This is a genomic window from Streptomyces sp. KR55 (assembly GCF_052245645.1).
In the GTDB taxonomy this organism is placed as follows: domain Bacteria; phylum Actinomycetota; class Actinomycetes; order Streptomycetales; family Streptomycetaceae; genus Streptomyces; species Streptomyces flavusporus.
On sequence record NZ_JBQQCE010000027.1, the window covers coordinates 1 to 12712 of the forward strand.

The window sequence follows — 12712 nt, forward strand, 5'->3', positions numbered from 1 at the left end:
GCTTCACGATCATCAAACCTACACACGCGTACGACCGCCCCCCGTACGTTCACCACACGTCACCCGACCGGGTGACGCCGTCACCGCGCACGCGGCACCGGCTCCGCCGGACACGGCACCCGGCCGCTTCGCGGCCGAGCACGCACGAGCGATACCGCGGCGCTCCGCGCCGCGACCACAAGGATGCGATTCCTCCCAGGACCGAACCCCTGGGATTCCTCGCAAGAACCTGCTGAAGAACGCCAAGTGCGCGAGCGGCACCTGCACCGGCACCATCACGGGCACGCACCTCAGGCTCATCGACTGGAACGGGAAGTTCCAGAGTGCGGACAAGGTGGTGAGCGCCCGGATCACGGGCGATATCGCAGTCCAGAAGGACGGGACGCTGACGTGGGCGTACGCCCCGGTCACACTGTCGTACACGACCGCGCTCACGGGCGCGTCCCCGACCTCGACGAAGCTGAGGATCGCCCGACTCACTCCGCGAGGGGGTCGCCGTACAACCAGCGCCCTCGTTCAGTGCGTCTCACAGGTGCGATGCACGCGGACGGGGGAGGTCGGTGCGATGTCCGGCAAAGGGATGCACGGTGCCGTGCGGGGCGTGCGGCGGTTCTTCTGGCTTCCCCGAGGGATGCCGCGCCACCCCGCCCCCGCAGTGCCACTGCTGTGGGTCTGGTTGTTCTGCCTGGCCGTGGGAGCCGGTGCCGCCGCCCTCGACTGGGACGAAGGGCCGTTCCTCATGATGCTCGGGACGGTGGGGTCCATGCTCGACGACGTGATCAAGGGCGTACGGCACCGCTGGCCGGCCTTCGTGTCCGCGCTGGCGGTCGGCTGGGCTGTCGACCGACTCGCGTATGCCGTGGCACCCGTCTCCGCATCGCCGTGGGGCGAGTACTCCGTCTACGCCGGCTGTACCCTGGCGGCCCTGACGACGTTCGTCGCGGTCAGCCGTCTGCCCCGGCCGGGCAGCTGAACCACTCGACCACTCCGGAGTCACCCAACCGCACCCCCACCTCGGGCCCGTCGCTCCAGCGGACCCGCACGTCCACCTCACCGTCCGTTCGCACGGACACCGTCTACTCCAGCGGAACGGGATCCTGCTCGGCCGTGAGCCGGGCCACAGCGACGAAGAGGGTCCCGCCCTCGCCCGTGACGCCGGTGAGATCGTCGGCGAGGCCGACGGCGGGCAGCAGTTCGGCCCGGACACCGTCCCGCTCGGCCCACCCGGTCACACACACTGGCGTCCCCGGCTCCGCCCCCGCCACCAAGAAGGCCCGCACCTCCACGGCCCCGCGCACGAGCACCACGCTGGTCACCCGCGCTCCCCCACCCGCCGTGTGCCGCGATGCCGCCCAGCCGTCGCCGACGCCAAGCGGTTCGATGCCGGTGCGGCCGGGGTCGTCGCCGACGATCAGGCTGTTGTCGTACGAGATCGACGGCTCCGTCACCGTGGAGTACGCGAGCCGCGTGTAGTACGGGTCGTAGCGGACGTCCTCGCTGCCGTGGTTGTGGAGGCGGACGACGCCGTCCGAACGTGTGGACTGGAGCAGCCAGTTGGGGGCGGCGATCGGGGTGACCGCGTCCGCGCGCTCCGCCGGGGCCGGTTCCTCGGTCGCCGTCCACACCTCGTGGTCCGGCGGCAGCAGCAGGCCGAGGAAGCCCTTGCTGGCCCAGTACGGGGAAGCGGGGCCCGAATAGCCTTGCAGTACGGCGGAGTTGGGGCCGTGCCAGCCCAGCGTCAGCAGGCCCCGTTCATCCACCGCGCCCCGCTCCAGGAAGTACCGCAGCGCCCCGGACGCCAGCCGCCGTGTCTCCCCCGGTGCCAGCGGCGTGTGGCCCGTCAGCGCGCCCAGCCACAGCGGGGCCGTGGTCGCGAAGCGGTACGTCAGAGAGCGGCCCTGGTGCATCGGGGCGCCGTCGGCGCCGAACAGGCGGGCGTAGTCGTCGAGGTGGCGGGAGAGCCGGCCGCCGTACAGGTCCAGCAGCCGGGTGTCGTCCGCCAGCCATGCGTGCAGCACCGGATACAGGTGCATCGCCCAGCCGTTGTAGTAGTCGAACTTGCGGCCGTCGCCGTCGGTGTACCAGCCGTCCCCGACGTACCACTGCTCGATCCGCTCCAGCCCCCGCTCGATCGCCTTCCCGGACGCCTCCGGCTCGTGGCCGATCTCCTGGAGGAAACCGGCGACCGTGACCGGGAACAGCTCCCAGTTGCAGGGCCAGGCCTCGGCTGTCAGCGCGTCGCCGAGCCAGGCCGCCGCCCGCTGTCGTACGCCGTCGTCCAGGCGGTCCCACAGCAGCGGCCTGGTCAGCCGTAGCGCAAGGGCGATGGAGGCCGCCTCGACGAGCGGCTGGCTGCGGTCCTCGATGCGGGGCCAGACGCCGCGGACTCCGGCGGCGAGTCCGTCGGCGTAGCGCTCGAGCGCGGTCTCGTCCCTGCGGAAGGCCGCGAGGAGCAGCGTACGGGCGTACCCCTCCAGGCCGTCGGAGAGGCGGCCCGACCAGCTCTGACGGTCACCGGGGAAGTGGTACAGGGCGTGGTCCTCGGTGGCGTACGGCGCCACGGCGGCGAGCAGGGCGTCCGCCGCCGCCGCCCAGTGGGCGCGGGTGTACCCGGTGTGCGGGCTCAGGGCGCGGTCGTCGGGGGGCAGATCCATGGGTAGCGGTTTCCTTCCAGCTGGTCCTGGGCCGCCCCGGTTCCGGTCGGGGCGGCCCAGGAGTTCATCCCACCCTCACCTCACTTTGCCCTCGGGCACCAGGTGCTGGGCGACGAGTTCATCACGGACCAGCTCGGCGTAGGCCGTGGCGCCGCGCACGGAGGTGTGGGTGTTGTCCCGTTTCTCGTTGTAGAGGTACAGCGCCTTGGAGGCCTCGACGCCCAGGGATTCCACCAGTGCTTTCGTCTTTGCCGTGAGGTCGATCAGGGGGACCTCGCGGTCGGCGGCGACCGAGCGGATGACGGCCGGGTGGTCGACGCCGAGGCCGTTGACGAGGAGGGCGGTGCCGTTGTTCAGGGTGCCGTCGGCGTTGAACCAGCGCCGCACGATGGGGGTGACGAGGACCGGACGGCCGCCCTCCGCGCGGACACCGTCCACGAGGGCCTCGAGGTTGGTCCGGTAGGTGGCCTCGTCGGTCGTCTTGTCGTTGTGGGCGAGCTGGACGAGCACGAGGTCGCCGCGGCGGATCTGCGGCTGGACGGTGGCCCAGAGCTTCGGGTTCTCCAGATACGTGACCGTGCTCTCGCCGGAGTCGGCGTAGTTCGCGACGGACACACCCTTGCGCAGGTACTGCGGCAGCTGCTGGCCCCAGCCGTAGTAGGGCTCGCCGGGCTGGTCGCAGACGGTGGAGTCGCCGACGAGGAAGATCTGCCGGGCGTGCCTGGCAGGGGTGACGCGGATGTCGGCGAGGGCGGGGGCTGTGCCGCCGAGCACCAGGTCGAGGCCGGCGACGCCGTCGGCTCCCGTCGGCTCACCCTCGGGTGTGCGGACGTTCACCGTGAAGCTGCGGGCGGCACGCTCACCGGCCGCGACGGCGGTCTCGGGGAGCAGGATGCGCCGGGTCTCGCCGCCGATGCTCGTGCTGGACGCCGTCTCGCCGCCGAGGAGCACCTGGACGTCGTACGTGCCGGGCGGGACGTCGAAGTGGCAGGCGGCGGCAGTGCAGTTCGCCGGTCCCGAGGGCGACTCGGGGGCTGCGTGGGCCGGTACGGCCGTCAGGCCGGCGCTCAGGGTGACCGCCGCCAGGACGGCGAGGTGGAAACGTCTCATGCGCGACTCCTCCGACAGGTCGACAAAGCCTGGCCGCTGGACGGTACCGCTCACGGCAAGCGCTTTCCAACCCTTGAGCTGATATTCGCAGGGCGAACAACGCTCTCTGAGCGAAAGCCCTTTCGCGAAATCGGTTCGACTGTCACCCTGCGATGCACCCGCACCCCCCACACCTCCCGAAGGAGGCACCCCCATGTCCGGATCCGTGAACCGACCGGTCCGACGCCGTACCTTCGTCCTCGGCGCCGCGGCCACCGCCGGCACGGCGGCGCTCGCCGGCCCGCTCGCCCGGTCGGCGTCCGCCGCTGCCTTCGGCTGGAGCGACGACGGCTCGAACTACGTCGTCGACACCGGCGCCGGCCTCGTCTTCAAGGTCAGCAAGACCAACGGTGATCTGACCTCGCTGGTCTACCGCGGCACCGAGTACCAGGGCTACGGCGGCATGAACTCGCACATCGAGTCCGGCCTCGGCAGCTCCACCGTGACGATCAGGCAGTCCGGTTCGACGATCCTGATCTCCGTCACGTACGGCACGCTCAGGCACTACTACGCGGCCCGCAGCGGCGAGAACAACATCTACCTGTGGACCGACAAGGCCGACACCTCGGTTTCGGCAACCCGTTACATCCTGCGGGTCAGAAAGGGCCTGTTCCTCAACGACGAGCCCGACTCCTACACCTACGCGCCCACCACCATCGAGGCCTCGGACGTGTTCGCGAAGTCCGACGGCCAGACCCGCTCCAAGCACTACTCGAAGCTCCGGGTGACGGACTACGACTACGTCGGCTGGACGGCGGGCGGCGTCGGCCTGTGGATCGTGCGCAGCAACCACGAGAAGGCCTCCGGCGGCCCGTTCTACCGCTCCCTGCTGCGGCATCAGAGCGCGGACGGCGGCGGTCTGTACGAGATCCTCTACTACGGCCAGAACCAGACGGAGGCCCAGCGCTTCGGTCTGCAGGGGCCGTACGTCATCGCCTTCACGGACGGCGGGGCACCGTCCTCGGCGTTGTTCCCGGGCACGCTGACCACCCCGTGGGCGGATTCGCTCGGCATCTCCGGGTACGTGGGCGCCGACGGCCGGGGTCGGGTGGCGGGCGTGGGCATCAGCGGGCGCAACACGGCGTACCCGTACACGGTGGGTCTGGCCAACTCGGCGGCGCAGTACTGGGGTTCGGCCCGCGCCTCGGACGGCTACTTCTCCATCGGCGGGGTCCTTCCGGGGACATACACCCTGACCGTCTTCAAGGACGAACTCGCCGTGTACACCTCGTCGGTGACCGTGAGCGCGGGCGCGACGACGACTCTCAACACGATCGCGATCCCGTCGTCGAACGATCCCGGTAACGCGAGCGCGATCTGGCGGATCGGCGACTGGAACGGCACACCCAGCGGCTTCAAGAACGCGGACCTGATGACGTACGCGCACCCGTCCGACGTCCGGGCCGCCCCCTGGACCGGCAACGTGGTGATCGGCAGTGGCAGCGAGACGTCCGCCTTCCCCTGCTACCTGTGGAAGGACGTCAACAGCGGGCTGATCGTGTACTTCCGGCTGACGGCCGCGCAGGCCGCCGCCGCACACACCCTGCGGATCGGCGTGACGACGGCCTACGCCAACGGCCGGCCGCAGGTCGTCGTCAACGACACCTGGACGTCGGCGATCCCCTCGCCGCCCACCCAGCCGAACACGCGGTCCCTGACCAACGGCTCGTACCGGGGCAACAACCACACGTTCACCTACAGCGTGCCGGCGTCCGCCTGGCTGACGGACACCGGCGCGTACAACACGCTGAGGATCCATGTGGTGAGCGGCTCGGGGGCGACCGGCTATCTCAGCGCGGGCACGTCGATCGACGCGATCGATCTGCTGTCCTGATCCCACGGTGGATCATGTCCCGCGCGTCCACTGCTGGTTGGTGCCTCCGTTGCAGGTGTACGTGATGAGCGCGGCGGAGTTGGCGGTGGACGCGCCGGACACGTCCAGGCACTCGCCGGTCGCGCGGGACCTGACGTTCACATAGCTGCCCGTGGTGGTGAGCGACCACTGCTGGCTGGTGGCCGACGCGTTGCAGTTCTCCTGGGTGACCGTGCTCGCATTCTCCTGCACGCACAGGGAGCTGTTGCGCACCATCAGCTGGTAGTAACCGCTTCCGACGGACTTGAACCAGTACTTCTGGTTGTTGCCGCCGTTGCAGTCGTACTGCTTGATCTGGGCACCCTGCCACAGCGACTGGCCGGTCACGTCGGCGCACCTGGAGCTGTGCCGGGCGATCAGCGTGTTGTACGTGGCACTCGTCCCGCTGATCGTCCCGGCCGCCGCGTCGATCGTGACCTCCGGGGACCAGGACATCGACATGGAGGTCGAGGTGGGGAAGGTCAGCGGCAGCCAGACGTAGCGGGAGTCGTTGACGGTCCCGCCGAAGGAGTTGCCCCAGCGGTCGCCCAGGTACAGGTACGAGGTGCCCGAACTGCCCTGCACCGGAAGGACGTACGTGGTCTGGGAGCCGTATGCCGTCGAGTCGCCGACGTTCGTCATCGCCGACCAGGGGCCCGTGAGGTTGGTGGCCGTCGCGTACTGCTGCTGGTTGGGGCTCCAGCCGGTAGCGCCCGACGTCAGCATGAAGTACACCCCGTTGCGCTTGAACAGCGCCGGGGCCTCGCGGTGTCCGCCGTGCCAGGGGTCGGCGACCAGGGCGGCGATGCCGGTGTAGTCGCTGGTCAGGCGGTAGATGTGCAGGTCGTAGTTCTCGCGGGCGGCGGAGACCATGTAACCGGTTCCGTCGGTGTCGACGAAGACCGTGATGTCCCGGGACATGTGCTGGCCGAGCGGGCGGAAGCTGCCCTGCCAGGTGTAGTTTCCGTCGACCGTGTCCGAGACGGCGACGGCCGCGCGGGCCTCGCTGTAGTCGGAACCGTTTTCCTTGTGCATCCACATCACGAACTTGCCGGTGGACGCGTTGTACATGACCTTCGGCCGCTCGATGTTGGCGGTGGCCAGTTCCGGATCGCTCGCCTCGGTCAGGACGTGGTTGCGGAACTCCCAGTTCTTCAGGTCCGTGGAGCGGTAGGCGTCCACGTAACGGAACGTATTGTCGGCGTTGCGGTGCTCGCCGAACCAGTAGTAGTAGGAGCCGACCTTGATGACACCGCCGCCGTGGGCGTGCACGGGGTTGCCGGAGGTGTCCGTGAACTGGGTGCCGTTGGTGATGGTCTGGGGTGCGGCGCTCGCCGGGGTGGCGGTGACCAGGGCACCGGCGAGCGCACAGCACAGCGCCAGGAGGATCGCGTACGCGCGTCTCATCTCACGCCCCCTGCCGCAGCGGTGTCGGCGACGGGAACGCCGAAGTCGGGGGTGCCGTCCGGCTTCCAGCCGAGGGGCTGGACGCGGGTGTGGCGGTTGGGGTCGTTGAGCGGGTCGCCGTTGATCTCCTTGTACTGGCGGGCGTGGTAGACGAGGACGTCGGTGCGGCCGTCCTCGGCGACCGTGAAGCAGTTGTGGCCCGGGCCGTACTGCTTGGTGGTGTCGTTGCTGGTGAAGACCGGGGTCGGGGACTTCGACCAGTTGGCGGGGTTCATGAGGTCGCTGTCGGCGGGGGCGGTGAGCAGGCCCATGCAGTAGTTGTGGTCGGTGGCGCTCGCCGAGTACGTCATGAAGACGCGGCCGTTGCGCTGGAGGACGTATGCGCCCTCGTTGACCTTGTAGCCGATGCACTCCCAGTCGTACTCGGGGGTCGAGAGCCGGACCTGGGGGCCCGTCAGGGTCCAGGGGTTCGCCATCCTGCTCAGCCACAGGGCGGTGTTGTTGTCCATGCCGGGCTCGTGCTGGGCCCAGGCGAGGTAGCGGGTGCCGCGGTGGGTGAAGGTGGTCGCGTCCAGGGAGAAGGTCTCCCACGCCGTCTTGATCTGGCCCTTCTCGACCCAGGTGCCGCGGAAGGGGTTGGGGTGGGAGTTCTCCAGCACCCAGATGCGGATCTGCCACACGTCCTCGGCGGGCGCGGCGGCGAAGTAGATGTACCACTTGCCGTCGATCCGGTGCATCTCCGGCGCCCAGATGTGGGCGCCCATGTCGCCGGTCGGGTGCGCCCGCCAGATGACGGACTCGGCGGCGGTCGTGAGGCCGTTCAGGGTGCGGGAGCGGCGCAGGATGATGCGGTCGTACTCGGGGGCGGTGGCGGTGAAGTAGTAGAAGCCGTCGGTGTGGCGGGTGATGTGCGGGTCGGCGCGATGGGGGACGAGGGGGTTCACGTAGGGGCCTGCTGCCTTCGGTTTCGCGGTGGGGGTGGCTGCCAGGGCCGTTGCGGGTGCGGCGGCCAGGGCGCCTGCAGCCAGGGCGGCACCCTTCAGCACCAGTCGGCGGTCGGGGGTGGGGGGCAGGTCGTCGGCGCGGCTCATGCGGACTGCCTCTCGGTCGTCTCTCGGCTCTCAGCTCTCGACTCTCGGTTCGAAATTTCGTACTACATCTGTCATTCCGAACGCCGAAAAGGTAGAGGCGTGTTACGAGGAGGTCAACGGGTCCGGCGGGACAAAAGAAGGGCGGAGATCGAAACGCAGATTTCTGTTATCGGCCGCCGGCTCCGTACGTCTCCCCCACGTGCGCAGCCAACTCCCCAGGTCAGCAGCGGCCGCCGGCGCCCTCGCGGCGGTCGCCCTCATGGTCACCGCTCCCCCTTCTTTTGCCGCGGTTCACCTCCGGGGCGCTTCAGCCGGTGGCGAAAGCCGCCGGCCCCCGGGACGCCACCGCGGACGTGCTCGCGGACCGGGACGTCACGCTCACCGGCGACACGGTCGTCACCGTCCCGTCCGAGACGACGGCGTACGACGGCGTCTTCCGCGGCGAGGGCACGCTCACCGTGCGCGGCAGCGGAACGCTGATCCTCACCAAGGACAGTGACTTCACGCTGCCCGAGTCCCGGCGGCGGCAGAAGGTGAGCGTCCTCGGCGGCAACCACCCGTATGTCACCACGACCGGCCTGATCGGCCACTTCCCGTACAACACGCCCGCGTTCCGGCTCAACCAGGACAACATCCGGGTCGACGGCACCCTGCGCCTGTCCCTGAAGAGCGCCTACAACCTGGGCACCATCAGCGGCACCGGGCTGATCACCCAGCCGAGGTTCCTCTGGGGCACCTGGGACCTGTCGGGTACCCACCCCTTCTCCGGGGTGATCGACAACGGTACGCAGGTCAACGCCGGACGGCCGGAGTTCGCGACGTCGCTGCCGAACGTGCGCAAGATCCTCAACCAGGGCACGTACACCGTGGACACCCCGCTGGGCCGGACGGTCACCATGGGGATGGACTTCTACCAGCGCGAGTACGGCAGCGACATCAACGTCCAGTCGCGGCCCGGCAGCAAGGTCGTGCTCACCGGCCAGTACAGCTGGTCGGACCAGGGCGGCGACACCGATCCCTCGCTCAGCGATCCCGCGCTGAACTGGACGCCCGCGCGCAAGAACGTCAACAAGCGCGGCACCAACATCAAGGGCGCGAACGTGCAGTGGGGAGACGGCACGACGAACAAGATCTTCATGCCGGGGACCGCCGAGACGGTCTACATCAACCTGCTGGCGGCTCGGTCGCGTTCCCTGCTCACCTTCGACTACAACGGGTCGGTGACGCTGGGCGCCCCCATCGGCGGCGGCCGCTTCCACGACACCCTTGCCGCACCCGGCGCCGGGGACGTCGTCATCGCGGGGACGCGCGGGAACGACGTGACCTTCGCGGCGAAGCAGTACTACGACGGCTCGACCACCGTCGAGAAGGGCGCGGTGCTACGGCTGGGGTCGGCGCAGGGCGACGGCTCGCTGTGGATGGACGGCGACCTGTGCCGGGTGGTGAACGACGGCACGCTCGTGGTGCGGAACGCGTCGACGCCGATCTCGCTGTCCCGGGTCAGCGGCTCCGGGGCGTTCGTGCAGTCGGGCGCGGCGACCACGATGCTGGCCGGGAACGGGGTGACGTACACCGGCACGACGACGGTCAGGAAGGGCACGCTGGCGCTGCGCTCGGGGGCCACGCTCACCCGCAGCAGGGCGATCCGGCTGACGTCGGCGGGCGCGCGGCTGGACGTCGGTGCCTCGGGGCTGCGGGTGACGACCACACTCACCGGCAAGGGCACCGTGAAGGGGGCGGTGACCAACGAGGGCGTGGTCGCGGGCGGGCTCACGGTGACCGGAGGCTTCACGCAGCGCGCGGACGGTCAACTGGTCCTCGGGGACACGCCGTTGAAGGTGAGCGGGGGTGCGGTGCGACTGGCCGGTGACCTCGACCTGTCCGCCGCCGGGAACGACCCGGACCGCGAGATCACCGTCCTCGACAACAAGGGCCGGGGGGCGACGAAGGGCGCCTTCAAGGGCCTGCTCGAGGGCGCCGAGGTGAAGCTCGCCGACACCGTCCACCGCATCACCTACCGGGGCGGCGACGGCAACGACGTCGTCCTCACCGCCGCCGCCGAGAGCCCGTCGGCGTCCCCGGCCCACGCTCCGGCATCCGGCGCGTCGACGCCGGGCACGCGCAGCGCGAGCACCGCCGACGACTCCGGGCTGGGCTGGTGGCCGTACGTCCTCGCCGCCGGGCTGCTGGGCGGGCTCCTGATCCCGGCGACGCGGCGCACCCGCCGCGGACGGCGGCGCGGCGGACGGCACGCCGCCCACGGGTGACCCCTGGTCCGCGTCGACCGGTCGGTGGTGTGCAGGGGGCATCACCGGCCGGCCGACGCCTGGCATGTCACATGCTGGGCAGCCTGTACGCGTACTGGACACAACCGGCTGCCGTCCACCCCGTCGACTAACGTCGTGACATGACCGGCAACACCCCCGAAACCCCGCTCAGCCTCGCAGACGCCCTCGCCGCCGGCACCATCGTGCTCGACGGCGGCATGTCCAACCAGCTCGAGTCGGCCGGGCACGACCTGAGCGACGAGCTGTGGTCGGCGCGGCTGCTCGCCGAGCGGCCCGAGGCGATCACCGAGGCGCACCTCGCCTACTTCGAGGCGGGCGCGGACGTGGCGATCACCGCCAGCTACCAGGCCACCTTCGAGGGATTCGGCAAGCGTGGGATCGGCCGCGAGCGGGCGGCCGAACTCATCGGCCTGAGCGTGGAGTTGGCGCGCGAGGCGGCGCGCCGGGCACGCGCCGCGCGCCCGCTGTGGGTGGCGGCGTCCGTCGGCCCGTACTGGGCGATGCTCGCGGACGGCTCCGAGTACCGGGGCCGTTACGGGCTCACGGTCGACGAACTGGAGCGCTTCCACCGGCCCCGCATGGAGGTGCTGGCCGCCGCCGGGCCCGACGTGCTCGCTCTGGAGACGGTCCCCGACGCCGACGAGGCGACGGCCCTGCTGCGGGCGGTGCACGGACTCGGGGTGCCGGCCTGGCTGTCGTACACCGTGGCCGGAGACCGCACCCGCGCCGGGCAGCCGCTGGAGGAGGCCTTCGCCCCGGCCGCCGACGTGGACGAGGTGATCGCGGTGGGCGTGAACTGCTGCGCCCCCGAGGACGTGGACGCCGCGGTGGAGACGGCGGCGCGGGTGACCGGCAAGCCGGTGGTCGTCTACCCCAACAGCGGCGAGACCTGGGACGCGGAGGCCCGTGCCTGGAGCGGCCGTTCCACCTTCACCCCGGAACAGGTCGAAGGCTGGCGCTCCGCAGGGGCCCGGCTGATCGGCGGGTGCTGCCGGGTGGGACCGGAGGCGATCACGTCCATCGCGCGCACGCTGACGGTCTGACCGGCGGTTCGTCGGCCGTCGGCAGCCTGGCCCTTCCCCCTCCCGCCGCTCACCTCGTCCTCGCCCCTCCGCGCTGCTAGCCTCACCGCACCGGGAACCGGTTTCCATCGTTGTTGCCGCAGTTCCCGGAGGGGGCGCAGGGATCGGGGAGAGGGGCGGGGTGAGTATGACGCGCAAGAGTGGGAGCGCGAGCCGGAGCACGATCCGGGACGTGGCGTTGCGGGCGGGGGTGTCCGCGTCGACGGTGTCGCGTGTGCTCGGCGGGGCGTACCCGGTGAGTTCGGCGACCCGTACGCGTGTGATGCGGGCCGTGCGCGACCTGGATTACGTCGCCGACGCGCGCGCCAAGGCGGTCGCGGGCGTCGGGACGCCCACGCTGGCGTTCGTCCTGGAGGACATCACCGGTCCGTCGTTCGCGCACATGGCGCACGGCGTGGAGCGCGAGGCGACCCGGCTCGGTCATCTGTGTCTGGTGTGCAGCACGAAGGGCGACGTCCAGCACGAGCTGGACTTCGTGGAGATGATGCGTGCCCAGCGGGCCGCCGCGGTGATCCTGGTGGGCGGCGGCGCCGACACCCCGGAGTACCGCGAACGCACCCGCCGGATGGCCGACTCACTGGCGTCGGCGGGTTCCCGGCTCGTGCTGTGCGGCCGCCCGCCGCTGGGCCCGGGGGCGCCGGTCACGGTCATCGAGTACGACAACGAGGGCGGCGCCTACGCCCTGGTCGCGCACGTCCTGGCCCAGGGCCACCGGCGGATCCTCTTCCTCGGCGGCAAACCCGACCACAGCACCGCACTGGGCCGCGAACGCGGCTACCTCGCCGCCCACCGCGCCCGCGGCGTCGATCCCGATCCGGCCCTGCTCCTGCACGGCGACTTCACCCGCGACTCCGGACACCAGCTGATGCGCCAAGCCCTCGCGGAGGGGCTGGAGTTCACCGCGGTGGTCGCCGCCACCGACATGGTCGCGGCGGGCGCACTCACCGCCCTGCACGAGGCGGGCCTCGACGTCCCCGGCGATGTTTCGCTGGCCGGTTACGACGACATTCCCTTCGCCCGCGACCTGCACCCCGCCCTGACGACGGTGCACGTCCCCTACGAGGAACTGGGCCGCCTCGCGGTCCGCACCGCCCTCGGCCACACCGCGGACGCCCCGGCCGAGCACCTGCTGCTGGGCACGCACGTCGTGGTGCGGGACTCGGTGCGGGCGACGGGGTGAAGCCCCCGT

The 12712-nt window shown here is 70.7% G+C and carries 7 protein-coding genes and 2 pseudogenes; 5 read left to right on the plus strand and 4 right to left on the minus strand.

Translation table 11 applies throughout. The features are described from left to right. Positions 1-565: 565 nt before the first annotated feature. On the plus strand, positions 566-973 hold the full coding sequence (locus tag ACTWQJ_RS06380; protein WP_443305636.1) for a hypothetical protein: 408 nt from the start codon (positions 566-568) through the stop codon (positions 971-973). On the opposite strand, the pseudogene ACTWQJ_RS06385 reads toward ACTWQJ_RS06380, so the two are convergent. Then, positions 945-2654 (minus strand): annotated as a pseudogene (locus ACTWQJ_RS06385) (DUF2264 domain-containing protein). The gene ACTWQJ_RS06380 and the pseudogene ACTWQJ_RS06385 sit on opposite strands and share 29 nt — an antisense overlap. A gap of 75 nt (positions 2655-2729) precedes the next feature. Beyond that, complete coding sequence (locus tag ACTWQJ_RS06390) at positions 2730-3764, minus strand: rhamnogalacturonan acetylesterase (protein ID WP_443305637.1); 1035 nt, start codon at positions 3762-3764, stop codon at positions 2730-2732. A 193-nt stretch (positions 3765-3957) separates the two neighbouring features. On the opposite strand from ACTWQJ_RS06390, the gene ACTWQJ_RS06395 reads away from it, so the two are divergent. Further along, a complete protein-coding gene (locus ACTWQJ_RS06395) occupies positions 3958-5637 on the plus strand; it encodes a rhamnogalacturonan lyase B N-terminal domain-containing protein (protein WP_443305638.1) in 1680 nt (559 codons plus the stop codon). A 12-nt stretch (positions 5638-5649) separates the two neighbouring features. Here the strand turns inward: ACTWQJ_RS06395 and ACTWQJ_RS06400 are convergent, their stop codons facing one another. Together ACTWQJ_RS06400 and ACTWQJ_RS06405 are read right to left on the minus strand one after the other, a co-directional pair. Next, the gene (locus tag ACTWQJ_RS06400; RefSeq protein ID WP_443305639.1) at positions 5650-7062 is read right to left on the minus strand and encodes a family 43 glycosylhydrolase; all 1413 of its coding nucleotides are present in this window, start codon (positions 7060-7062) and stop codon (positions 5650-5652) included. Further along, positions 7059-8153, minus strand: a complete 1095-nt coding sequence (locus ACTWQJ_RS06405; RefSeq protein WP_443305640.1) for a glycoside hydrolase family 43 protein — start codon at positions 8151-8153, stop codon at positions 7059-7061. The genes ACTWQJ_RS06400 and ACTWQJ_RS06405 overlap by 4 nt, the downstream gene beginning before the upstream one ends. 259 nt (positions 8154-8412) lie before the next feature. Here ACTWQJ_RS06405 and ACTWQJ_RS06410 point away from each other — a divergent pair. From ACTWQJ_RS06410 to ACTWQJ_RS06420, 3 genes and pseudogenes are all read left to right on the plus strand, one after another. Continuing rightward, positions 8413-10420, plus strand: a pseudogene (locus ACTWQJ_RS06410) (autotransporter). Positions 10421-10560: 140 nt separating this feature from the next. Next, positions 10561-11484, plus strand: coding sequence for a homocysteine S-methyltransferase (gene mmuM / locus ACTWQJ_RS06415; RefSeq protein WP_443305641.1), 924 nt, complete (start codon positions 10561-10563; stop codon positions 11482-11484). Between the two features lie 166 nt (positions 11485-11650). Further along, entirely contained in the window at positions 11651-12703 is a 1053-nt protein-coding gene (locus tag ACTWQJ_RS06420; protein WP_443305642.1) for a LacI family DNA-binding transcriptional regulator, read from the plus strand. Positions 12704-12712: the final 9 nt, after the last annotated feature.

Coding starts and splice junctions, on each gene's coding strand:
- ACTWQJ_RS06405 (WP_443305640.1), bottom strand. CDS start 8,153: ATGAGCCGCGCCGACGACCTGCCCCCCACCCCCGACCGCCGACTGGTG.
- ACTWQJ_RS06380 (WP_443305636.1), top strand. CDS start 566: ATGTCCGGCAAAGGGATGCACGGTGCCGTGCGGGGCGTGCGGCGGTTC.
- ACTWQJ_RS06420 (WP_443305642.1), top strand. CDS start 11,651: ATGACGCGCAAGAGTGGGAGCGCGAGCCGGAGCACGATCCGGGACGTG.
- ACTWQJ_RS06390 (WP_443305637.1), bottom strand. CDS start 3,764: ATGAGACGTTTCCACCTCGCCGTCCTGGCGGCGGTCACCCTGAGCGCC.
- mmuM (WP_443305641.1), top strand. CDS start 10,561: ATGACCGGCAACACCCCCGAAACCCCGCTCAGCCTCGCAGACGCCCTC.
- ACTWQJ_RS06400 (WP_443305639.1), bottom strand. CDS start 7,062: ATGAGACGCGCGTACGCGATCCTCCTGGCGCTGTGCTGTGCGCTCGCC.
- ACTWQJ_RS06395 (WP_443305638.1), top strand. CDS start 3,958: ATGTCCGGATCCGTGAACCGACCGGTCCGACGCCGTACCTTCGTCCTC.